Here is a 25,273-nt window from a genome sequence, read left to right on the forward strand (position 1 = left end):
TTTCGGCTCTTACCGTTCACTTGCTCGCCGCTACTTAGTAATAATTTCCGGTCCCATCAGCGTCGTTGGCAACCAAGTTGACACCCAAGGAACGTACGTCACGATAATGAGGAATAAGAACATCACCGCCACCCACGGTAGCGCCGCTTTAACCACATTCATCATCGACATTTTGGCGACCCCAGCTGTCACAAACAAGTTAAGTCCAACAGGTGGCGTAATCATGCCAATTTCCATGTTAACGACCATCATGATGCCAAGGTGAATCGGATCGATGCCCAGAGCGATCGCTATTGGGAACACTAGCGGTGCCACAATGATCAACAAGCCAGAAGGTTCCATAAACTGACCACCAATCAACAGCAGCACGTTCACGACAATCAAGAAAGTAATAGGACCTAGCCCCGCCGACAGCATAGATTCAGTGATCATTTGCGGTATGCGTTCTTCTGTCAGCACATGCTTAAGAATCAAAGCGTTGGCAATGATAAACAGTAACATGATGGTCAGCTTGCCTGCTTCATACAAGGTGTGTTTGGTGTCTTTATGAACGAAAGTCTGCAACACTTTAACTAAGGCTGGTTTACTATTTTGCTTATCAGCAAAGGGACCCATATCTTTGTAAACGAAGTTGGCAATGAAGAAGGAATACACCGCCGCCACTGCCGCCGCTTCTGTTGGGGTAAAGATACCGCCGTAGATACCACCCAAAATGATCACCACCAACAACAGACCCCAGCTCGCATCTTTGGCGGCATCAAAGGTTTCTTTCCAACCCACGAAAGGCTGTTTGGGCAAGTTCTTGATTCGTGCGGCAATGTAAATGGCGATCATCAACATCACTCCCGCAAGTAAGCCTGGAATCACACCACCAAGGAACATACGTCCAACCGACACATCAGTTGCAGCGGCGTACACCACCATTACAATCGAAGGAGGAATCAAAATACCCAGCGTACCCGCATTACAGATCACGCCTGCAGCAAACTCTTTGGAGTAACCGTTTTTGATCATACCAGCGATAACGATACTACCGATCGCAACCACCGTCGCAGGGGACGAGCCAGAAAGTGCAGCAAACATCATGCAAGCCACAACTGATGCCATCGCTAACCCACCGCGGAACCAACCTACAATGGCAATCGCGAAGCGGATAATGCGCTTGGCAACGCCACCCGTAGACATAAAGCTAGAGGCCAAAATAAAGAAAGGTATCGCTAACAAGGTGTAGTGGCCAGCAAACGCGTTAAATAAGGTTTGTGCTACCGATGCAAGAGAAGCATCTGAGTGCATCAATAAGAAAAGAATACTGGACAGACCCAGTGAGACAGCAATTGGCACACCAATCAACATGAAGCCAATGACCATCAAGAATAACAACAGAATATCCATGATTTATTGCTCCTTGCGATCTGATGACGAAGAGCCGTTTGGAATCGCATCAGCGGCTTCGCTCAGTTCTTCTTTAAGTGCTTCCAACTCTTCTTCTGCTTCATGACCTGCAATCAAACGGTCTAACTTACCCGTCGCGATCTGCCATGTAATTTGTACAAAACGAAAAGTCAGAAGTGCCATACCAAGAGGTAAAGCAAAGTAAGGAATAAAACGAGGAAGCTTCTCATAGCGTTCCCCTTCGTTGAGCCAGTCCGCTAGAAACTGAAACATCTCAGGCATAGGAATATCGTCGGTTTCATACCATGCACGCTCAGTGACAAACGGATACCAGTAATTCCAAGAGCCGATTAACAGTAGAATGGAAAATGCCAAACAACACACAGCAGCAAGCAGTGCGAGGATCTTACGTTCGCCTTCAGGGACCATGTTAATGATGACATCAACACCGATATGAAAGTGCTTCTTCACACCGTAAGAGGCACCGACCAGAACCATCCATGCGAACATGAATACCGTCAACTCAAGTGCCCAAAGGATGTTGTCGTTAAAGACATAGCGGAAAATAACATTGGCAAAAGTCAGCAACGTCATTGCACCAAGAAAGAACGCAATCAGCGTTTCTTCAATCGCATCGGTGACTCGTCCTGCCTTGGAAAAAAAAGTCTGTTCCATAATTACATCACGTCATTATTGGGATAAAAGGGTCCCCCTCCTCCATATTGGAGTACGCGAGGACCAATCGTAGTGCTTAGTGCTTTTTACTTATGAGCCCAAAGAACTTGGGCTGTTTGATTATTGGTTGGAAGCAAGAGCGGCATCGATAAGATCTGAACCAATGTCTTTCTCGAATTTCTTCCACACAGGTTGCAGTGCCGTCACCCACTCTTGACGCTGCTCAGGCGTTAAAGTACGAACCACACCACCGGCTTCAATGATGTTGTTCTTATTCGCAAGGTTCACCTTGGTTGACTCGGCATTACGCTGAGCCGTCACTTCTTGAATAATGGTATTAAGCTGTTCGCGCTGATCGTCTGGTAACTTTTTCCAGAAATCGTTCGATGTCACAACTAAGTAATCTAGGATGCCGTGGTTGGTTTCAGTAATGCCATCTTGTACTTCGAAGAACTTCTTACCGTAAATGTTCGACCATGTGTTTTCCTGACCATCGATAACTTTGGTTTGAAGACCGCCATACACTTCTTTAAATGACATTTTTTGAGGGTTTGCACCAAGCTGTTCGAACTGAGCCACCAATACGTCGGAAGCTTGCACACGGAACTTCAAACCTTCCGCATCGCTAGGCAACATCAATGGCTTGTTGGCAGACATTTGCTTCATACCGTTATGCCAAAATGCCAGACCTTGCAAGCCACGACGCTTCATTGCATTTTTTAGCTTTTCACCGGATTCCGAGTTTTGGAAACGGTCGACAGCCGCCACATCCTCAAAAAGGAAAGGAAGGTCGAAGATGCGGTACTTCTTGGTGAATTTCTCAAACTTAGAAAGAGAAGGGGCAGCGAGTTGAACATCACCATTAAGCAGAGCTTCAAGCACCTTGTTGTCGTCGTAAAGCGTCGAGTTAGGGAAGACCTGCATGCAAACTTTGCCGTTCATCTCTTCATTTACACGCTTTTCCAGTAACGAGGCAGCAATGCCTTTAGGGTGTTTATCTGTGTTCGTTACGTGACTGAACTTGATCACGGTTTCACCAGGGTCACAGTTTGCAGCAGCATTAAAGCTGGTGATGGCTAGAGCAGATACAGACAAAAGGGTTAGAGGCTTGAACATTATTATTCTCCTTGTTGAATCACATCCCATCCTTTCCATGAATACCAAACGGGCAGAGGGTGATGGGTACAGATGTTCAACAAGGAGCAAGTTGTAGACCAACTCAATTATAAATTTAAAATCAATGAGTTAAATTAAATCCAAAAGTTAGCCAGAGCAAAAAGGGGTTAAATCCACCCATGCTAATCTGCGTGATGGGTGGAGAATGACACATTTAAGAAGAGCAGCTAATTTCCATCTTTTTCCCCCACTCTGGAGGCAGTTTGGCGTAGTCATCCAACTCTGGCTGCTCGTCATAAGGACGCTTGAGCAGTTCAGCCAGACGGCTTACTTCACTGAAGTCTCCTTCCTCTGCTTTATCAATGGCAAGTTGAGCTAGGTAGTTACGCAAGATGTATTTTGGATTCGCTCGACGCATCTTTTCACAGCGAGTTTCTGCTGATACGCACTCACCGCGCTCGTCCACTTCCAACTCACAGCGGGCAAGATATAAGTCTACCCATGCACTTGCAGCTTCTCGATCAATAAACAAATCAATCACAGCTTGGGACGAGTTAACGTCTAAGTTAGACAACTCACGGAAGAATCGCGTGTAGTCCGTTTTGTTTTGGTTCAACAGTTCAAACATGGCTTCGAACAAGCGTCCGTCTTCTTCTATTTTGGTCAAAAGACCGAGCTTGGCGCGCATCAATTCACTGAACTTCTGGCTAAGGCGCATTTCAAACTTTCCTAGTGCTGCCTCCAGATCTTCCCGCTGCACAAGCGGTGACAAAGAATGTGCTAAAGCCGAAAGGTTCCAAAGAGCGATACGTGGTTGCTGTTCAAAGGCATAACGCCCTTGGTAGTCCGAATGGTTGCAGATGTAATTAGGATCGTAGTCGTCGAGGAAGCCAAACGGTCCATAATCAAAAGTTTGCCCAAGTATCGACATGTTGTCGGTATTCATCACACCGTGGGCAAAACCATAGGCTTGCCAGTACGCAATCATCACTGAGGTTTTCTCCACGATGGTCTCGAACATGGCAGCATATGGTTTCTCCACTTCTAAACAATCTGGGAAATACCACTCGATGACTTTATCAGCGAGGTACTTTTGCTCACTAAGTTGGTTGGTGTAGAAAAAATGCTCAAAGTGACCGAAGCGAATGTGCGTTTCAGCAATTCGAATCAGTAGCGCGCCATATTCCATCTTCTCACGGTAAACAGGCGTATCGCTGTCCATCATGCCAAGCGCTCTGGTCGTAGGAATGCCTAACCCGGCCATGGCTTCACTGCACAGATATTCGCGGATCGTAGAGCGCAATACTGCCCGACCATCCCCCATCCGTGAGTACGGCGTAAGCCCTGCTCCTTTGAGGTGAATATCAAACCAAGTGCCATTTTGGTGTTGCATCTCAGCCAGTAACAACCCGCGACCGTCACCTAAATCCGGGTTGTACACGCCAAATTGATGCCCTGCGTACTTCATTGCCAAAGGAGCAAATGATGCAAATTCGTTTTGCCCTGCAAACACATTCAACAACTCTTCATTCGCGCTTTCTGGTAAGCCAAATTGCTTCGCTAATTCTCCGTTCCAAACAACCCAACGTGTGTTATCTAAAGGCTGTGGCGTGACATAAGTGAAAAACGCAGATGGCAGGTCACTGAAGCGATGGGTGAAATTAACACCTTCCCAGATGGACATAGTAGTTCCTTAATAAAACGACTTCCTAAACGTGAGTATAAGCGCTGAACAGGTTTCTCTTCAGCCACGAATTATTCATGGGTATTTACGAAATACCGACAACGGCAGACCAACATGAGATGACTTCACAACGCGTCACTGTGCTACGGGACGAGACTAAAGCGATAAAAAAGCCACTCGGCTGAGTGGCTTTAATGAATGAACAAGAGACGCTTATTGCTCGCGACGACGCCAGCCAAACAGCCCCAATAACAATAGTGCCCAGTAAGACAAAGCACCACCGCCACTATCCGAATTGTCAAAACTTAAGCTGCTTACCGAAGCCACCACTGACACATTCACTGAGCCAGTCGCCAAGCCACCATTCCCATCCGACACGGTGTATTCCAGTTGAACATTCGTCACTTGATCTTGAGGTGCTTGGTATTGGATCTTTCCATCCACCACACTTGCCGTTCCCACGCCGGATGGATTACTCACGCTCTGCAACACTAAGCGATCTTCATTGAAATCTGAATCATTGGCGAGCACGTTGATCATAATGCTCTTTCCAGACTCAACACTGGCGCTATCTTGATTAGTAACCGGCGGCGTGTTCTCAACATCAACACTAACCGTCGCGGTTGCAGACAAACCGCTAGGGTCCGTGACCGTCACTTGGAAGGTAAGCGTCTCGCCCGCCTTCGTTCCTTGCGCCACAGTAAACTTCGCGTTCACACTATTCGCATCTGAAATAATGGCTTTAGTACCCGTCGTTTGCTGCCATCTATAGTTAAGTGCATCACCATCAGGGTCAGAGCTTGAAGAAGCTGACAAGCTGCCTTGCCCGTTCGCTGTCATGCTACCGATATCAACTTCGGCATTGGCTGTTGGCGCTTCATTTTGACCATTCACACGCACTTGCACCGCCACTGGCAGCGATTTCAGCGCACCATCTGAAGAAACAAGACGATATTGGAAACTGTCATTACCCACGAAGTTTTCTTTAGGTGTGTATTGGGTACCGCTCAATGTGCCATGCGTAGGTTGTTGCGTGTATTCCACATTGAATTGATAGCCAGGGGCAATAAAGTCATTCGACGTAAGCGCAAGCGTTACAGGCACGTTTTTGTCCGTCGTCACCGTGTCCGTTTTAGCCTCTACGATATTGCTTGAATCAATATCAAACAGCGCGCCAAAAGGAATGTAAGAGAAGTTTTGACGCATTAAACCCGAAGAGTAAATACGTTCACGATCTCCTGCCCAAATCGTTGGCACTGCTTCTTGTTCCGTCGCTAAGGTGCTTCTAAAGTTATAGTTAGATTCAAAACGCCCGTTCTCAATTTCAACCACAAGCAAATGCTTACCTGCCGTTATGCGACTTGGTTGTTCAAACAGAATACGAGTGCTGCTACGAAGTGAGCCTGCCTGCAGAAGCTGCGCCTCATTTTGATCGAACTGTAAACTGAACGATTCAAATCCAGGATGTGGGAAACGCCATACCTTGTAGTTCATCACCCCAGCATTGTCATTAGGTGTCACATAAAGTTGCAAGCCATCCAATTCTGAAGCCACTTTAAGATCCAAAGAGACAGCCAAAGCGTCATCAGAGCTTGGGTAAACATATCCTCGATGGAACGAGTTTTGCCACGCCGACTTGTTTGGCTCACTTGGCATGGTTAATGAAAACGTTGCCGAGTTTGATTCACTTGAGATATTTGAGATACGAACACCCGTGTTAAAGCCTGCTATGCCGGTCAAACTAGGGTTGGAATCGTCAGAAATGCTCGTGCCACCATTTGGATAAAGATCTCGATCGTCGCTAGGAAAACCGGCTTCCAATTGTTTGCGTCCGTCAGCTTGCATGATCTGCACCTGCATATCACCGACATCGTTGAATCGATTTGAGATGTTCACCGACGTTGCCAACACCCCTTCTGATACCAATGCTCGGTCGTACCCTTCAAACCGTCTATTCTCAAGGTAGATACGAGGACCAAACTCTTTAAGATAAGGATCAAGATAAACGAGCTTCACTTGCCCATTTTCAACCGAAGCAGATTCATCGCTGGATTGCGCAATGTCCGGCAGTACAAAGCCCGCAGCATGCTTACTCCAAGCGCTCATGTTGACCGGTGTATCTCCAGCATAACGGTCGCCTTCTTTCTTCGCCCAAGAACCACCACCCATCACGCCCCACTGACCAATAGATGCATCGCTGTTGTAAGAGTACAAATCCGGTAACCCAAGCATCAGGTGACCAAGTTCATGGACGATCACCCCCAATGTGGATTGATGCGTCTGCTGAAAGTCAGCAAACACACAGTAGTCTCTGATGGTAGTTCCGTCGATTGACACCGCATCATGTGAGTATTTGTGCGGCCATATAGAAGGACGATCTAGCTGGTTTGCCGCCAAGTCCCCACCAGCAAAAACAAACATAACCGAGAGCTCTGTTGGTTCGACACGACCGCTGCTGTCGGTGTCGTATTGAGCTAAGTTGATGTATTGGTCTAGCTTTTGGTACGCCTCAGAAAAAACCGCCTTAAGCTTGGTATTACAAGCATCACCGCTGGTTTTGGTGCTACAGTTAGGATGGTTTTGGTTCACCGTGACACTAATAACGCCATCATCCGCAGTGCCATAGCTTTCCTTCGCTGGTACGACGCGATACTTCCCATGTGAGTTCTTGTCATAATAATCCACCACGCTTTGACGATTTTCGCCAAACACCAACTGTTGAAAATCGTTAACCATAGTCTGGTTATTAAACGACACCTCAACCACCAGCAAAGGCTGTTGAACCACACTCGATGAACTCATTGCTCGGTATCCTTGCTGAGCTTGGCGCATCAAGTTTGCACGAGCTTGGGGTTCTAGTGTTCTCAAAGAAGAAAGAGAAGGTTTTAATAGTACATCAGGGCGGTTTTTCGATACTTGTGGAGCGATTGCAGATTGTGTTTTTTCTACTCCAGTCGAGACAAGTAGCGGCTGATCCGCTTCTCGCTTGATCTCAGCAAAAAACCAAGTATCGCCGTCTTTGATTAACGCATTTCCTTGCTTATCTTCATGCCAGTAGAAACTAGCGGTACCGCGAACCAGAATTTCACTGACCGTCCCATCACTGAGAGTTACGGGTTGCCAAATAGGAGATGGGGGTGTGGTTGCCATGCTGTGACCAGAAATCAGCGCGGTCAACATGGTGAGTGCGAGAGTCTTTAACTTCAAACTACGGCTCCATGAGTTCGATGTGTAAGCCATGCATCTCATATGCAAATGATTACAACAAGTTATATATAGTGGAGCTATGAAATAGTACAGAAATCGAGAAGGAATGAAATGCTGTGACAGGAGTAGATCGAAATTATTTGCATTCGCTCACTAATTTTATAAAAAACGCGAGAGCAGAATAATCAAAACTCTCGCGTAAGCTATTAATATTAAAAGATTAAAATGCAATTAACCTGTTAAAACGTTATCTTCTGGGTATTTAATTAATGTCGGTTCTGGTCGCGCCAGCATGTAGGCTAGTGTCAATGGACCAATACGACCGATGATCATCACAACGATCATGATGTACTTACCTGGTTCCGACAGTTCTGCTGTCAATCCAGCCGTCAAACCTACCGTCGCAAAGGCAGAAATGGTTTCAAACATTACCTTATCAAACGCGGCTTTCTCAGTAATCATCAACAAAAACATCGCAGTGGTGAGGATAGCGCCACTTACCACGATAATCGCTAATGACTTGGTTACGGTTTGCCAATTCACCGTGCGTTTAAAGATCACAACATGCTTTTTCTGGCGCAAGAACGCCCATGTTGCCATAAATGCCACTGCAAAAGTCGACACTTTAATACCACCACCTGTAGAGGTTGAGCCCGCACCAATCAACATCAGTACGATCATCACTAACAAAGCAGGTTGGGTAAACTGAGCCAAATCTACGCTGTTAAACCCAGCGGTACGTGCACTTGCCGATTGGAAGAAAGCCGCTAACCATTGCCCCGCAACAGGCAAAGACGCCATGGTATTTGGGTTATGTCTTTCCAGTAGCCAAAACAAAATAGTACCGACACCAAGCAATGCAGGTGTCGCGATCAACATGATTTTGGTGTGCAGATGCAAAAAGTGAAAGCCTTTACGCCAATGCAGCCATAAATCACCGATCACGGTGAAGCCCAAGCCACCGAAGATAAACAAACCCGCTAGGGTGAAAATCACCACCGGGTCGTTAACAAAGCTCATCATACTATCGGAGAACAACGCAAATCCTGCGTTATTGAATGCTGAAATAGAATGAAACAGCGCATAAAACATGCCTGTTTGCCAGCCCATTTCTGGCACCCAGCGGAAAGATAGGAAGATAAATCCAATGGTCTCAGCAATCAGAGCAAAGACAACGATTTTCTTGACCAATTTACGTAAGTTGACTTGGCGATCTTGCCCTAATGCATCTTTCGCAAGTGCTTGTTGACGCAAACTCAAACGAACACCAAACATATACAGCAGCACCGCAGACAGCGTCATCTGCCCTAGCCCACCAATTTGCATTAAGAACATCAATAGCACTTTACCCGCCAAGGTAAAGTGCTGCCCGGTATCTACGACACCAAGCCCCGTTACACTGATAGCCGAAGTCGCGGTGAACAAAGCGTCAGTGATAGAAAGCCCGGTTACAGAAAAAATCGGCAGGGTCAGCAAAACAGCAGAAGGCAATAACACACCGAGAAAGCTCAGCAATATAATGCGCGGTTCGCCACCTTTCGCTTTATCTCGTTTGCCATCTGGGGCGTAAAACACGCCTCTCTGATGAAATTGCTTCATAGTGATTTCAACTTGCTCGCAAGTTTGTCTTGGGGTCCCACAACAATGATGAGATCGCCGATCTCCAGCGTTGAATTGAGAGCCGGTGCTTTGGTGATTTCTGGACCGCGTTTAAAGCCAAGCACTTGTACACCTTCCACCTTACATAAGGCTAAATCGCCAAGTGTTTTGCCCATCCAACGAGAGCCAATCACAAACTCTGTCATGGCTAAGCCACTGCCTAGTGGATGAAACTCCAACACACGTTTGTCCAGCATCTTACGCGCCACACGAATACCCATATCACGCTCTGGCATGATGACGTGGTCTGCACCAATTTTTTGTAGTACACGCGCTTGGAAGCGATCATTCGCTTTTACCCAAACCGATTTCACACCCGCTTCTTTTGCGATAAGTGTTGCGAGGATGCTGGCATTGACGTCTGCACCAATAGCAATCATGACCATGTCATAATCATCAAGCTTGAGTTCTGCGACTGTCTCTTCATGAGTACAGTTCGCTACGATGGCTTGGCTAACAAATCCCGCCGCTTCTTTCACTCGGTCTTCGTTAATGTCTACCGCCAAAACTTGTGAACCTGAATCCTGCAGTTCTTTACAAACGGCCAAGCCGAAACGACCTAGACCAATTACAGCAAATTGCTTATCACCAGTTTTCATTCGTGCCTCATTTATGCGTTGAATAGCAGGCGCGAAAGTCTGCGCCTATTCCTCACCATCTGCAAACATGACGACAAAAAATTGACAAAACCCTAACTCAAACCTTCGCGCAAGATCTAACCAAAGCGTAAGACACATTGAACGAGTTTTCCTAATTATTAGCAATTAAATCAAAAGAATAACTACATGCTTCACACTTCATCTGTGCATGGTTTTCGCTATCAAATAAAGAAAGAAAACTGAGACCACGTTGAACAAAAAGCCAGAGAGAAAAGAAAAAAGTAAAAAATAAGCCGCATCGAGGTGCGGCTTATCATGTAGAAAAGAGCTATCAAACGTTATTTAGCGTTACGTTTATCACCATTTTCGCGACGTGGACGCTGATCTTGCGGTTTACGCTTGTTCTTCGGAACATAGTTCAGAATCGAAATTGGCACAGCTTTTCTCGGTGCAAAACCTTCAATTTCTACACGCTCTAGCAAATGACCAAGGCGGCTTTCGATCATGCACAGGTTTTTGAAATCGTCTTTCGATACCAGTGAAATCGCCTCGCCCTCTGCACCAGCACGACCAGTACGACCAATGCGGTGTACATATTCATCTGCTGGGTAAGGTAGATCGTAGTTAATCACGACAGGCAAGTTATCAATATCGATACCACGTGCCGCCACACCCGTTGCCACTAAGTATTGGATTTCACCGGCTTTGAACTTCTCAATCAGTTCTTGGCGAACACGTTGGTTACGACCACTGTGGAAAGCTTCAGCCACAATGCCACGCTTCTCTAATTGAGTAACCAGTTTCGCTGCGCCATGTTTTGTCTCGATGAACACCAACACTTGCGACCAGTCGTTCTCATTCAACATGTGGCTCAGTAGTGAAGATTTCATGTCTTTATCAACGGTGGTGATCCATTGCTTAATGTTTGACTTAGACGCGCTGTGCTTTGCAATGGTGATTTCTTCAGGATCAACAATTGCATTCTTTGCCAAATCACGAACTGGGTTAGATAAGGTCGCGGAGAACAGCAAGCTTTGAATATCTTCTGGCATGCAATCGATGATCTTATCAATCGAATCAATAAAGCCCATATCCAACATTTTGTCAGCTTCATCTAGGACCAGCATTTCCACTTCATCAAAGTGAATAGCACGCTGACCGTAAAGATCAATCAAACGACCTGGAGTACTTACGACAATGTCTACGCCTTCAATCAACGCTTGTTTTTGCGGTGCGTAATCCACACCACCGAACATCGCCATAGAACGCAATGGTAGATTTTTGCCATACGCTTCAATGCTCTGATGAACCTGAAGAGCCAATTCGCGCGTTGGCGTTAGGATGATCGCACGTGCACGCTTTTTACGTTGCGTTTCGCCGTGGCTCAGTTTTTCTAAGATTGGTAATACAAAGCTGGCAGTTTTACCTGTACCCGTTTGTGCTGCGGCAATTAGGTTACTACCACGCAGAACAATAGGAATGGCTTTTTGTTGGATAGAAGTCGGTTTTTCGTAACCCAGCGCCTTCACAGCATCTGTGATAGAAGCACTTAAACCAAGCTTAGAAAATGGCATACAAACGTCTCAACGAAGAAATGGGCGCGTAGTGTATCAGAATCCGAACTAAGTAACAGAATCTATCTGTCTCCAGCAGAGGCTTACTGAAATCTACTCGTGGCGACAAAGAAATTCTATCCTTTTAATCAGTCATTCAATTGTTACAGCGTGATGATTTATTCGCCACTTCACGTTTCTTGTATTTGAACCTCGTTATGCTGCTAGGGTGTGCATCACTGGAAAACTTCATGGACATTTTATTACTGGTTGGATTAATCGCGCTCAATGGTGTGTTCGCCATGTCTGAGATTGCATTAGTGACTGCCAAAAGCGGTCGACTGAAAAAGTCAGCCGAACACAGCTCTTCCGCTCGTCTTGCTTTAGAGCTTAAGAATAACCCCACTCAATTTCTCTCTACTATACAAATCGGCATCACCGTCATTGGCATCCTCAGCGGTATTTTTGGTGAAGCAACCCTCTCAGTTCCATTCGGGCATTGGCTCGTCGCACAAGGTTTAGAGCGTGAGATAGCAAATATCCTTGCAACGGCAATTGTGGTGGTCATGATCACTTACTTCGCCATCGTGATTGGTGAGCTCGTGCCAAAGCGTTTTGCACAAAACAATGCCGAACGCATCGCTGTCATCGTTGCCTACCCAATCCACTGGCTAGCAAAACTGACCACGCCATTTGTCATGCTACTGACCGTTTCGACCGACACACTGCTTAAGCTTCTACGCCAAAACAACGCAGGCGAAATCGTCACAGAAGAGGATATCTTTGCTGTCGTTAGCGAAGGTTCCGAATGTGGTGCTATTGAGCCTCAAGAACAATTGATGATCCGTAACTTGCTCCACCTTAATGACCGACTAGCACTTTCACTCATGACACCGAGATGCGATATCCATTATCTCGATTTAGATTTACCTCTCGATGCGATTTTGAGGAATCTACGTCAAACTCAGCATTCTGTTTGGCCCGTCTGCAAAGGAGGGTTAGATAACATTATCGGCACCGTTTCCTCTAAGGCGTTATTAGATGAATACGATGAGCTATCCATTTCTCGCTTAGCCAAGCTGTTGAAACGGTCGCGCTTCGTACCCGAATCAATGAAAGGTCTACCACTGCTCAATTACATGCAACAAACCAGTACCGAGATGGTGTTTATCGTCGACGAATATGGCGATGTGCAAGGACTAGTAACTCACTACGATCTGCTTAAATCCATCGCTGGTGAATTGGGCATGGCACCACAGCAACTCTGGGCAAAGAAACAGAAAGATGGCAGTTGGATCATGGATGCGCTGATCCCACTTAACGAGTTGAAGTACAAACTAACGTTGAACCATATTGAAGGCGAAGAAATAGAAGGATTCCAAACATTGAATGGTTTTTTGACGTGGTTAATTGGGCGCGTGCCGACTCAAGGAGAAACCGTCGAATATCAACAATGGCAATTTGAGATACTACACGTGAAGAATAATCGCATTGTCCAAGTCAAAGTCACCGAGTCGCTCAGCGAAATGAAAAGCGATTAAAGCGGAATAAAAAAGCAGCTTCCGGCTAGGAGGCTGCTTGTTAGATCAAACCAGTATTCGCTTTAGAATAGGTAAGTTGCACTTACGTATGCACTGCGACCTTTCTCTGAATAACCGTAGTAGTCGTCTTCATCATCAAGCTCGACATCAAAGATGTTGTTCAAGCCAGCTTTAAGATTGAGCTGTTGGAAGTCATAAGCAACACCAAGACCGACAAGCGTGTAGCCATCTACTGTTTTGTTCTCACGGCTTTGGTTTGTGATCACCTGTTCACCAACGTAGTTTACTCGCGCAAACGTAGTGAATGCATCAAACACTTCCCAGTTCAAATCAAGATTTGCAAGATGCTCTGGCGTCTTCATGAGCGTATCACCCGTGCTCTTGTCTTTCGCGTCCGTGTAGGTGTAGTTACCCTTTAGGTTGATGCTGTCAGTAATGTCATACCAACCTTCAAGCTCGATACCTTTGATCTCTGCTTTACCGATGTTTTGGTAAGTGAAGATAGGCATTTTACCAACCGCACCAACTGGCTTGGTTAGGTCGCGTTCAATCTTGTTCTTAAAGTCCGTGTAGTAGTACATCAAACCAACACCCATAGACGTGGACTCATAAGCAAAACCGGCTTCGTAGCTTTCTGATTCTTCAGGTTTTAGATCATCGTTACCCGTTAACCAACAACGGTTACCACAACTGATTACACGTACTTGATCGCTGCTTTCCATCATACCTGGCGCACGGAAACCACCACCCGCACCACCTTTGAACACAAATTCATCGGTGAAGCTATAAACTGCATATGCTCTTGGACTGAAGTGACTACCATACACTTCATGGAAGTCTTGACGACCACCAAGTGTCAGCGCCAATTTATCGAGATCGAACTCACCCTGAACAAAAACCGCGCCTTGATAGTTATCGATGTCGCCTGATGGTACATCTCGGCTGTTTTCCAATTCAGAAGTACGGTATTCGCCACCAAACACCCACTCATGTGAGTCACGCCACAAACCAGAAACTTTAAAATCAAGCGTGTTGTTTTGTAGCTCAACATCAGCAGCGCCATTGGTGTATGCCGTACTTGCATCATCAAGCTTCATATTTTCGCCATACAAACGTACTTGTGTATCCACAGACTCCCATGCACCTTCATGCGTCAGTCCGTAGTTCCAACGCGTTGAGTCTTGGGAATTTGTTTGCGCACCCGAACGAGGATGGACCCAATCCGCTTCACGCTCATCGTTGGTGTAAATCACATCGGCGATCAAACGCTGTTCATCAGTAAGCTGCCAAGCCATCTCACCAAATACATTGGTGGTGTCTTTCTTTTCTAATGCATCAAAGGTCGGGTTAGTATCGGTACGCCACGGATCTCTTGAAGAGCTTTCAACAATGATGCTGCCTTCAAGGTTTTGTGCGAGTTCACCACTAGCGTAAGCATGACCTTTAACACCATCACCACCGTCGCCTTCAAGAATGCTTTCGTATTCCAAACCAACAGAACCTGATGTCTCTTTGGTTGGCGACTTCAAGATAACGTTGACCACACCACCCATCGCTTCAGACCCATACAGGGAAGAAACCGGACCGCGAACCACTTCAATTCTCTGAACCGCAGTCAGTGGGATGCTTGATAAGTCAAAATCGTTACCACGAATCAAAGCATCTTGAGAGTTAATACGACGACCGTTAATCAAAACCAAGGTGTGCTTAGAATCCAGACCACGAATACGAATGGTGTTACGACCGTAAGCTGTACTACTCAACACACTCACCCCAGTAGCACTACGCACCGCTTCTGAAATGTCTTTTACCGGCATCTTAGCGAGATCGTCAGCGGTAATTACCGACACTGATGCCGGTGCAGTCAACTCTGAATGCTGTGTTAAAGACGCTGTCACAACCATGCGCTCCATTTCCACAACATCATCTTTATCGTTAGCAACTGCATGACCACTGAGTGCCGTCAAAAGTGCACCGGCAAGCACTGTCGGCATAAATGTGGGCTTTTTAACTAAACTATTCACTGCATATCCTTATATCTATTTTATAAATAAATTGAGCTCGCAAACTCTAATAAACGAATGTATAAATGACAATCATTACTACTCGTATTTACATTTAGATTTGAGCTGGGCTATATTTTTGAACTGCAACACATTGAAAAGCACCGAGTTGGGTAACATTCTCGACCCTTTCTGTCTTCAATTAGAAAGTGTCAGTCCAAGGGTTCACATCGTAAAAGCCACACCGGAGATGTATTCCAAATTGGGCTTTCCCGAGGAAGAGCAACAAATTCATAAGTCGATAGCTAAACGCCAGCGAGAATTCAGAGCAGGACGCAACGCGGCTCGTGCCGCCATACAAATGCTCTCCTTAAGCCAAGATAACGGGAACTCCCCGCTCATTTTGACGGGGAAATCCAGAGAGCCTTTATTCCCTCAGCCAATCAGTGGCAGCATCAGTCACACTGATGGTATTTGCCTCGCGGGTTGTGCATTAAAAAGTGACATCGCAAGCTTAGGGATCGACGTAGAACGCAATGTCCCCCTCGCCTCACACCTTTTTACAAGCATCTACACAGGTGACGAACAGAACTTAATCAAATCGTCTAGCCACCTACCTGATGCTCTGATATTCAGCATCAAAGAGAGCTTGTTTAAATGCTGCTTCCCCTTTGTTCAGGTGTATTTCGATTTTCTAGAAGCACAAATCACGCTGCTGCCTGAGAGTAAAAACTCAGGACAATTTCGCTTCGAGCTGATTGGAAATAACCAAACCTCTTTAACCGCCAAATTGCCCGACCTTCCATTTCATGGCTACTACTGCTTCAACAAGCAGTTTATTTTCTCACTGTGCTATTTCTCCTCATGAAGTCGTCATTCATTTCTATTCGATGACCTTTTTGATCACCATTTGCTGTCGTTCATTAACCAGCGGTAAGCGCTGCTCTAAACGCCACTTCCACATTTGTGGGATTGAAATACCTACTGTATCGAGTTGCCTTGTCTGTGGACCCAAGTACCAATAAGCATCAATCAATTCATCTAAGCAGGTAAAAGCATATGGATTCACGGAAGGCTTTTTCGGGATCAGTTCAAGAAACGAGCGCTGCTTTAGTAAAGGCTGATCCGTCGGGTAAATGCCATGTTCAGGTGCATTCAGTTCACTAGATAAGATGTGTGGCCAAACTGATACATACTGCTCACCAAACTTGTGTTTCGCTAGCTCACCGAAGGTGCTGTGTTTTGCCATAAAGCCCAACGTTGGCGAGCACTTCAGAATGTGTCTTGCACCAACTAACACCACCACACCAAGCCCACATTTCGACGTTTGTTTTTCTACTCCTTCTGCCAAAGCTTGATCACGTTGTGCACTGAGCTTTGCTAACTCTTTCGAATGTTGGATGTCTTCCCAGCTGAACGATGGTTCGGTCAACACTATCTTGATCGGCACCTTACGCGTGCTATTTACAGCACGAACTCGCTCAAAGAAAGCACCGTAACAAGGATGCAACCAAGCGGGAAATGCGACTGAGTCCAACCACACCGCCGCTAATTCAGCTTGGGTAACCGTCTCTCCCGATAAGTAGTTATTGAGTAATGCTTGATGCTTGGCATTCCCAAATTCAATGAACAAATGGGAAAACGAGCCATCCAATTCAGGTGCAAGTAAGGCTTCCGTTATCTTCTCGAACAGTTCGCTAAACCAATGAGCTTCACCGATGGCAACTACACTGCCAGCGTTAAGTTTGCTTTTGAGAAAAGCCAGAGGGGAAACCGCCCCCTCCAACAAATCCTTAGTTTTTGCTTTGGTTGAGGTATCAAACATCAAATCTCTCTCTCAGTTCTTCAACCATATGTGAACCAATCAAACGCAGCATATCTGGGCGCATCATTTCACGGTGAATACACGCGACATCGATCACTTTGAGCTCGCCATCCATGTATTTGAACCATCCATTGCGATCAAGAAATGCCTCTTCCGGTGGCTTCTCCGCATTGAAAAACAACACATCCCCTTGATACTGATAATCGACGCTATCGCGTACGCGATGGTTGTTGTTAATGACCACTTCCACCATTGCCGTAATGGTTTCAGCACTCAGGTGCGCCATTGATGATCCTGCATCTTGTAAGATGTCGATCACTTCAGGTCGCGTTAGGCTAGAATGCAACGATTCATCAAACTCTACCCCAGCCATACGAATTAAGGCGCCAAGCGCTTTCTCTTCGCCAGGCGGGTGCATACTTTGCCATTGCTCCGTTGGGTAAGAGTCCAACAAGGTGACTAAGCCAACTTCTTGATCTTGCTGCTGTAAGATGCCCGCCATTAAATGCGCAATCATGCCGCCAATAGACCAGCCTAGTAGGTGATATGGACCAAAGGGTTGTTCTTCTCGAATCGCCGCCACGTAATCCTCAGCCATTTCGGTCATTGATTTAGGCAGCGGAGAAGAAGGGTCACCGAGGTTTTTCGCTTGTACGCCGTAAAGAGGCACATTGGATGGAAGAATCGGAGTCAAAGCCGCATAGCACCAACTCAAGCCACCAGCAGGATGGACACAGAAAATAGCTGGCTTACCCTCTCGCTTTCGCAGAGGCAGTAAGATATTGAGCGCTTCATCACTTTCACTGCCATTTAGCTTGGCGGCAATACCGGAAACCGTCGGAGACTCAAACACCGCCGCAAGCGATAGCTCAATTCCCATGATCTCTTTCACATGAGCAATCAACTGAGCAGCAAGCAACGAGTGTCCGCCTAATTCAAAGAAGTTGTCATCCACACCAACCGCCGGTAAATCAAGTAAGCGGCAAAATAGTTTGCATAAACGCTCTTCAACAAGGTTACTTGGTCCTTTTGTGCTCACTTGAGCAGACAAATCTGGCTTGGGTAGCGCATCACGATCCAATTTACCATTCGGTGTTAAAGGGAAGCTTTCAAGCTCAACAAAATAGCTTGGCACCATGTATTCCGGTAATGGCTCAGCAAGGTACTTTTGTAGTGCGTTAGTATCAATTCCCTGCTCAAGATCCTCTGCCGACACATAAGCAACAAGGCGTTTATCATTCTCAGTATATTCCTGAGCTAACACGGCAACTTGCGCAACACTTGGGTGGTTTGCTAAGGCATTTTCAATCTCTTCTAACTCGATTCGGAAACCACGAATCTTGACCTGAAAATCGCTTCGCCCACAGTATTCAATCGCACCATCTTCGCGCCAGCGCGCCAAATCACCAGACAAGTACATTCGGCTACCTTGTGGACCAAAGGGATTATCGATAAAGCGCTCTTGAGTCAGTTCTGGCTGACCATGGTAGCCCAGTGCCAACTGTCGACCTGCAATGTATAAGTTACCCACTACACCGGGAGGCACAGGATTAAGTTCATCATCCAGAATATAGATTTGCGTGTTCCATACAGGACGACCTATAGGAATCGAATTCCCTTGCGTATTCGCCTCACTTGGCCAGTAAGTTACGTCCACCGCAGCTTCTGTCGGACCGTACAAATTATGCAATGGTGCATCAAACTCTTGGTAATAATGATTGACTAGCTCCATTGGCAACGCCTCCCCGCTACAAAAGACTTGGCGTAGACTTTGGCACAATCTGGCATCTGCTTGTTGTACGAAAATTTGCAGCATTGAAGGCACAAAATGCAAGGTGGTGATCTGCTCTTTATGAATCAAATCTTGTAGGTATATTGGGTCTTTGTGTCCGTCTGGTTTCGCAATAACAAGGCACGATCCGACCATCATTGGCCAGAAGAACTCCCATACTGAAACATCGAACCCTGCTGGCGTTTTTTGTAATACCCGGTCTTTCGCATCAATTGGATATTGGTCGTGCATCCACAAGAGTCGATTGACAATCGCATCATGCGTAACGACGACGCCTTTTGGTTTCCCGGTCGAGCCCGAGGTATAAATCATATAAGCTGGTGAATGAGGTTCTGGCTTAACTTGAGGAGGCAACGGTTCTACTACTTTGTATATCGTAGGCAGCGTCTCATCATCCACTAGCTTTACATCCACCTCTTGCGGCAGTTTGTCTTGAAGCGTCTTGGTTGAGAAAACAAATTTCGGTGAAGAAGATTCGAGCATGTAGTGGATACGCCCCTCGGGGTAGTCAGGATCCACAGGCACATAAACCGCGCCAGCCGCTAAAATGGCTTGCTGTACTACAATCAGCTCTTCGCTTCTTGGGACACACACAGCAATGCGGTCACCAAGCTCAACGCCTTGCGCTGTTAACCAGTTGGTGAGTGAATACACTTTGCGAGCCAGTTGCTCGTAACTCAACTTCTGACCTTCAAAGATCAAAGCCGGAGCGTGTGGTGTCAAAATACGTTGGCGAGCCATGATGGCGGACAGCGTCGTTTCCGGTACTTCGTGAGCGGTATCGTTCCATGTCTCGACAACCTTCTCTCGCTCACCAGCCAGTAGAATACTGACATCACTCACTTGGCAATGAGAAGGATCTTGAGCTTCTGCGCTTGTAAAAAAGTCACTCATAAAATGGAACAAGCGTTGTTGATGCTCATGAATCTCTTTCTCTGAATACAGCTCTGGATTCGCATCCATATCGATGTGTAATTGCCCAGCTAATTCATAGCAATAGAAAGAAATGTCATCGACCGGTCCGGCTGATAAGTTGTGTGCTTTTGAAGTGAGGTCACCGAATTTATGCTCGTACTCAAACGGCATAATATTCACCAATGGACCAAATAGATTACGATGATCTTTTACCAAATTTAGCTCGCGATGAAGCTCTTCATAGCGATAGCTTTGATGACGGCGAACCGATGCAAATTCTTGGTTAACTTGCTTCACCAACGTTTTGATATCCAATCTTGATTCAAAACTGACTCGTACGGGAAGAATATTGACGCGCATCGCCGGAGTTTGAATGGCTACCGAGCCCAAACGCCCCATCAGAGGCACACCAATCACCACTTCATTGGAGCGTGTCATACGGTGTACATAAGCCGCAATAGATGCGATAAGTACGCTATACCAGTGTGTTCTGCACTGTTTAGCTAACGACTCCATTCTCTGAAAGTCAGAGGCTGCCATTGCACCTTTTAGACGAAGGAAATGGTCTGAAGTCACTGTCGGCTTACCCGCAAGGTTTACAGTGTCAGAATGGTCGGCATAACGCTGTAAATAAAATGCGCGATCTTTTTGGTATTTCTCAGAAGCTTTATAGTCGTCATCTTCTTTCAAAAGAGCCTGTTGGTCTGCAAATTCAAGCTTCTCAAAGTGCTCTCCTTTAACCAACTGACCATAAACATGCGCCACCCGCCCCGCGACCAGCGACATGCTGTAACCGTCTATCGCAATGTGATGCAGTGAAAGGAACCAAACGTATTGATCATCGGAGAGCTTAAGCAATGCCATGATGAATAAAGGACCTTGTTCCAAATCGACAGGTTGCTTTAACTGATCTTTCATCCAAGTCACAGCGGCATCAAGCGGTTTAACGTGTTGCGAAAAGTCGATACGTTCGACTTGCCAGGTTTGTCTATCTATCACCATTCGCGGTCCTTCGGTGGTGGTAACAAACTTAGCGTGCAACGAGTCGACTTCATCAATTGCCGTTTTGACTGCTTCAACAAAACAAGGCTCATCCACCTCGCCTTCAATAACCAGGTATTCGCCAGTCTTATAAATTGGGTTTTTAGGGTCACGTAACTGAGCAAACCAAATCCCTGCTTGGGCATCCGTAAGCGGCAACAATTGTTCTGCCGTATAAGGTAAATCGTACATGTTCATTCCTTTGTCATTCTTCCGCTTTGGCTGTTAGGTCAGCTTCTTCTCGATCAGTCTCCACCAATCCTGCAAACTAGGTTTCGCTGCTAATTCCATAAAACTCACATCAAGACCCGCCTGTTGCCAATCTCCGACCAGCGACATCATGCGTACCGAATCCAAACCAAAATCAAGCAAACTATCCTCTGGCGTCATCTCATCGGCTGGTACCTCTAACAGCGCCGCTAACTGTTGAGTAAGTTGCGGTTGCGACTGAGGAATCACAAAATCACCAGCTGCGAGTTCGTTCGCACTTGCCACTTGTTCGAGCAATTGCTGCTTGTCCAAGACATAACCGCATCGACCCGCCACATAGTTGAGCGCCATGTCATGATCGCTCGCTGAGAAGTCAGCAACGGCATCGGAAACCATGAAAGCTTTAATGTCTGTCATGAACGCTTCTGCCGCGGTTTGTAAACAACCGATGTGAGCATAAATACCCACGATAATTAGCTGATCACGCTCCGTTTCATCCATCATGGATTTAAGTGGCGTACGTTGAAACGCACTGTAACGCCATTTGGTGTAAACGGTATCCTGCTCCGTTGGCGCAAGTGCCGGGGAGATACGAGTAATGTTGTCATCCGCTTTTAAACCGGGACCCCAAAAATCGGTCAATAAGCCGCGATCTTCTTGGCGTTGGTCACCGGGCTGCGCGGTATAAACCACTGGAATGCCGGCATCAATACATGCTTGTTTGATCTCTTGAATGTTGCGAGTCAACATTTGAATCAGCTCGCTGTCTGCATCGTAGAAATTGAGAAAGTATTGCTGCATATCGTGGATTAACAACACGGCACGATGTGGTTCTACTGACCAGTTAACGCGATTTTCTGGCTTCACTTTCGTTAGTGAGTAACCAGAGATAGATGGAATGGCCATTGGGCTTATCTCCAAAGTAATCAAAATGCCAAGCACACCAAATCAACCTTGGTGTTTCGACCTTGGTTAAACGAGTTCGAGTAATTTATTTTTATTCACTTTACCTACTGGCGTTTTGGGTAATACATCAACAAAAACGACCATATCTGGGATCTTAAAATCAGCCAGCCCACGCCCTCGTAAGAAACGCTTTATCTCGATCGGTTTCGGGGCTTGCTGCGGGCAAACTAAGGCAGCACAACTGCGCTCCCCAAGGTAATCATCTGGGATGGCAATAACAGCAGCATCATGGACACAATCGTGCGCCAGCAAATGGTTCTCGACCTCTTCTGCTGCGATTTTTTCACCCCCTCGGTTAATCTGATCTTTGTCGCGACCAACAACTTTCAAATTGCCCTCTTCAGTCAGCAGTACCACATCGCCAGTACGGTAGTAGCCTTGCTCGGTGAATGAACGCTGATTGTGCTCAGGAGCCCGGTAGTAACCTTGAATGGTATAAGGTCCACGCACGAACAAAATACCTTCCGTACCTTGCGGGACAGGGTTACCCATTTCATTGAGTATCAACAGCTCATCAGCAGGTGACATTGGGCGACCTTGCGTCGTGACAATCACGGACTCAGGATCATCTAGACGGGTGTAGTTAACTAGCCCTTCAGCCATGCCAAATACTTGCTGTAAGGTACAACCAAGTTCAGGTTTGATACGCTTTGCCGCTTCCTCACTAAAACGAGCCCCCCCAACTTGCAGCACTTCTAATGAAGTAAGGTCATGTCGAGTTCTTGCGGCTTCATCGAGCCACAATAGTGCCAACGGTGGCACTAAAGCGGCTACGGTAATTCGGTACTTTTCAATCAAAGAAAAGGCAGTTTGAGGGCTTGCGTCTGGAGCAAGTACAACGGTGCCACCCGCCATAAAACAGCCCAACGCACCGGGAGAACTCAATGGGAAATTGTGGGCGGCCGGTAAAACACAAAGGTAACGCGTATTTGGCGAGAATTGGCAAACCTCATTGCTCGCTCGTACACTGTATAGATAGTCGTAATGTGTGCGAGGAATAAGCTTAGGTGTGCCAGTCGTACCACCCGATAATTGGAAAAAGGCAAAATCTTCACCGCGATGAACTTGAGGTTCAACATTGTCTAGCAAGAGCGCTCTAAGGGCTACGCTACCAATCGGCATGGCACTCATGTCACCCGCCCAAACGATGTTCTTTAAGCTTGGTAATTCAGACGCTACTTGCAGCGCAATATCAGCCGTATCGACGCCGAGTTGAGGAGCAGTGATTAACGCTTTTGCCTGTGTAAAATGACAAAAGTATCGAATCTCCGAATAACGATGAGCGGGTAACGCAAGCACAGGTTGAACGCCAATTTTAAGCAGTGCAAAAAAGCTAATGTAAAACTCGCTTATGTTAGGCAAATGCAAAACGACCTTGTCGCCAGATTTAAGATTCAGAGTCGATTGGAAACCAGCAGCTAACTTATCAACATGCTCAAGTAACGATTGATACGTCCACTGTCGAGCCCCCTCAACTAGAGCAACATGGTTAGGAGAAATAGAGACGCTTGCCTCAAGCATCTCTGGAATGGTTTGCTCTGTCCAAAAACCCGCTTGGCGGTATTGCTTTGCTAAACCTTCCGACCAAGGTGTAAAGCCAGGGGCATTCATGCTTAAGCAAGTCATTGAACCACCTCCATATTCTCACGAATTTCAATACCCAGCGCGTTCAATACAGTGCGCATTTTATTTCCTGTTTCTTCAAGCTCACTTTGTGGCTCAGATCCGGAGACGATCCCAGCTCCGGCATAAACTCGAATACGCTTCTTCTCAACTTCAGCGCAGCGGATAACAACAACCCATTCGCCATTACCACGAGCATCTACCCAACCAACAAGACCCGTGAAATAGCCCCTATCAAAGGGCTCCACTTGACTGATGAAATCGTAAGCTTGAGCCGTAGGATAGCCACACACGGCAGGTGTTGGGTGAAGCGCACTCGCCAATTTCAGAACGCTGGTATTGGCATCGGACACCGTCCCTTCAATACGAGTCGAAAGGTGCAACATGGCTTTGGTTTCAATAACCGACGGCACCATAGGCACATAAAGGTTATGACACCAAGGTTGAAGCGCTTTTTCTACCGCATCGACCACTACCGCATGCTCATGAAGATCTTTGCTACTCTCCATCATGAGCTCGCCTTGCTGCTGATTCATTGATGCATTTTCACAACGTCGACGAGAACCTGCCAGAGGGTTTGAGCACACATGAGGACCTTTACGGGATACCAGTAATTCAGGGCTGGACCCCATCAAATAAGCGTCAGAATGACTACCGCCGATACGAGTAGAAAAGGTATAACCACCAGGATTTTGCTTGAGTAAGGTTTTGAGGAAGCGAGCTCGATCGATTTCATCTTGTGTATCCACTTGCATCGTGCGTGACAACACCACTTTATCAAGAGCGATGTTTTCTTGGCTGCAACGATGAGTGGCAAGCTCAACACTATGCATGTATTCAGTAGGCGTCGGGATAGGTTGAATAGAAGAAGGATGACAGTCGTTGCAACCATCGATATCTAATACTTTATCCGGTCTGATCGGTGACGTAGTGATCAAACGCTCAGGGACGATAAAGTGCACGGGATTATGTTCAGAAAACGGTATTACACCAACGGCAATAGGGTTGTCATTCCCCTCTTCCTTCGCCGATTCTAGTAATTTGCTAATGTGAGTATCTAACTCTGAGAATTTAACTTGTTGGGAAAATTCTGCAGCAATGCCTTGTGTAAGCAACGTCACCGTCGGTGAGCTAAAGAAGAACGAAGCGTCATCCGTATGGGCGTTGAGAAACTCTGTGAGCATAGTACTGCTTCCCATGGAGTTACGAAGCATAATCATCTCTCAAACTGTATTAAACATAGCGTCCCAAATGAGATTCCTTCTCATTTGAAGAATGAGACTACACACCTAGTTACAATTATTCAATCATTTTTGATAATAATTATCATTCGCATAACTTATAGTTTTATAAATTAATATTCTTAAACAAATAAAACCTCAAACAAACAATTCACCATACTTATATCTAACTAGCTTCAAATCTAAGTAACTTCAAGGTGGAGGATTCAGAGCGACTTGCCTTGGTTCGTA

The 25,273-nt window shown here is 46.2% G+C and carries 16 protein-coding genes; 2 read left to right on the forward strand and 14 right to left on the reverse strand.

Translation table 11 applies throughout. The features are described 5' to 3' along the window. Window positions 1-30 precede the first annotated feature (30 nt). From ABMY42_RS10080 to ABMY42_RS10115, 8 genes are all read right to left on the reverse strand, one after another. Window positions 31-1,392: a TRAP transporter large permease gene (locus tag ABMY42_RS10080; protein WP_069218872.1), complete on the reverse strand. Its 1,362-nt coding sequence runs from the start codon at window positions 1,390-1,392 to the stop codon at window positions 31-33. Between the two features lie 3 nt (window positions 1,393-1,395). Next, entirely contained in the window at window positions 1,396-2,067 is a 672-nt protein-coding gene (locus tag ABMY42_RS10085) for a TRAP transporter small permease (RefSeq protein ID WP_349266267.1), read from the reverse strand. Window positions 2,068-2,187: 120 nt separating this feature from the next. After that, window positions 2,188-3,183 (reverse strand): TRAP transporter substrate-binding protein, encoded by a 996-nt coding sequence (locus ABMY42_RS10090; protein WP_009699389.1) that lies wholly within the window; start codon window positions 3,181-3,183, stop codon window positions 2,188-2,190. A 214-nt stretch (window positions 3,184-3,397) separates the two neighbouring features. Then, window positions 3,398-4,867: a protein adenylyltransferase SelO gene (locus tag ABMY42_RS10095; RefSeq protein WP_038898577.1), complete on the reverse strand. Its 1,470-nt coding sequence runs from the start codon at window positions 4,865-4,867 to the stop codon at window positions 3,398-3,400. Between the two features lie 213 nt (window positions 4,868-5,080). Further along, entirely contained in the window at window positions 5,081-8,074 is a 2,994-nt protein-coding gene (locus ABMY42_RS10100; RefSeq protein WP_188015329.1) for a M6 family metalloprotease domain-containing protein, read from the reverse strand. 231 nt (window positions 8,075-8,305) lie between these two features. Continuing rightward, window positions 8,306-9,673 carry a TrkH family potassium uptake protein gene (locus ABMY42_RS10105; RefSeq protein WP_029788629.1) on the reverse strand — a complete coding sequence of 456 codons (1,368 nt, stop codon included), beginning with the start codon at window positions 9,671-9,673 and terminating at the stop codon, window positions 8,306-8,308. After that, a complete protein-coding gene (locus ABMY42_RS10110; RefSeq protein WP_188015330.1) occupies window positions 9,670-10,332 on the reverse strand; it encodes a TrkA family potassium uptake protein in 663 nt (220 codons plus the stop codon). The genes ABMY42_RS10105 and ABMY42_RS10110 overlap by 4 nt, the downstream gene beginning before the upstream one ends. 338 nt (window positions 10,333-10,670) lie before the next feature. Then, entirely contained in the window at window positions 10,671-11,906 is a 1,236-nt protein-coding gene (locus ABMY42_RS10115; protein ID WP_188015331.1) for a DEAD/DEAH box helicase, read from the reverse strand. A gap of 197 nt (window positions 11,907-12,103) precedes the next feature. On the opposite strand from ABMY42_RS10115, the gene ABMY42_RS10120 reads away from it, so the two are divergent. Next, window positions 12,104-13,426, forward strand: a complete 1,323-nt coding sequence (locus ABMY42_RS10120; RefSeq protein WP_188015332.1) for a hemolysin family protein — start codon at window positions 12,104-12,106, stop codon at window positions 13,424-13,426. Between the two features lie 62 nt (window positions 13,427-13,488). On the opposite strand, the gene ABMY42_RS10125 is transcribed toward ABMY42_RS10120, so the two are convergent. Further along, a complete protein-coding gene (locus tag ABMY42_RS10125) occupies window positions 13,489-15,450 on the reverse strand; it encodes a TonB-dependent receptor (RefSeq protein ID WP_029788631.1) in 1,962 nt (653 codons plus the stop codon). Here ABMY42_RS10125 and ABMY42_RS10130 point away from each other — a divergent pair. Next, the gene (locus ABMY42_RS10130) at window positions 15,425-16,297 is read left to right on the forward strand and encodes a 4'-phosphopantetheinyl transferase superfamily protein (protein WP_061065705.1); all 873 of its coding nucleotides are present in this window, start codon (window positions 15,425-15,427) and stop codon (window positions 16,295-16,297) included. The two genes, ABMY42_RS10125 and ABMY42_RS10130, sit on opposite strands and share 26 nt — an antisense overlap. A gap of 15 nt (window positions 16,298-16,312) precedes the next feature. Here ABMY42_RS10130 and ABMY42_RS10135 read toward each other — a convergent pair whose 3' ends face one another. From ABMY42_RS10135 to ABMY42_RS10155, 5 genes are all read right to left on the reverse strand, one after another. After that, complete coding sequence (locus tag ABMY42_RS10135) at window positions 16,313-17,254, reverse strand: hypothetical protein (RefSeq protein WP_154203118.1); 942 nt, start codon at window positions 17,252-17,254, stop codon at window positions 16,313-16,315. After that, window positions 17,247-21,194, reverse strand: a complete 3,948-nt coding sequence (locus tag ABMY42_RS10140) for an enterobactin synthase subunit F (RefSeq protein WP_188015333.1) — start codon at window positions 21,192-21,194, stop codon at window positions 17,247-17,249. Before ABMY42_RS10140 ends, ABMY42_RS10135 begins: the two co-directional genes overlap by 8 nt. A 33-nt stretch (window positions 21,195-21,227) precedes the next feature. Continuing rightward, window positions 21,228-22,118, reverse strand: a complete 891-nt coding sequence (locus tag ABMY42_RS10145; RefSeq protein WP_188015334.1) for an isochorismatase family protein — start codon at window positions 22,116-22,118, stop codon at window positions 21,228-21,230. 66 nt (window positions 22,119-22,184) lie between these two features. Then, window positions 22,185-23,804 (reverse strand): (2,3-dihydroxybenzoyl)adenylate synthase, encoded by a 1,620-nt coding sequence (locus ABMY42_RS10150; protein ID WP_188015335.1) that lies wholly within the window; start codon window positions 23,802-23,804, stop codon window positions 22,185-22,187. Continuing rightward, window positions 23,801-25,021: an isochorismate synthase gene (locus ABMY42_RS10155; RefSeq protein ID WP_049536090.1), complete on the reverse strand. Its 1,221-nt coding sequence runs from the start codon at window positions 25,019-25,021 to the stop codon at window positions 23,801-23,803. Before ABMY42_RS10155 ends, ABMY42_RS10150 begins: the two co-directional genes overlap by 4 nt. Between the last annotated feature and the right edge of the window lie 252 nt (window positions 25,022-25,273).

This window comes from Vibrio sp. SSH13-20, from assembly GCF_040104475.1.
GTDB lineage: Bacteria > Pseudomonadota > Gammaproteobacteria > Enterobacterales > Vibrionaceae > Vibrio > Vibrio harveyi.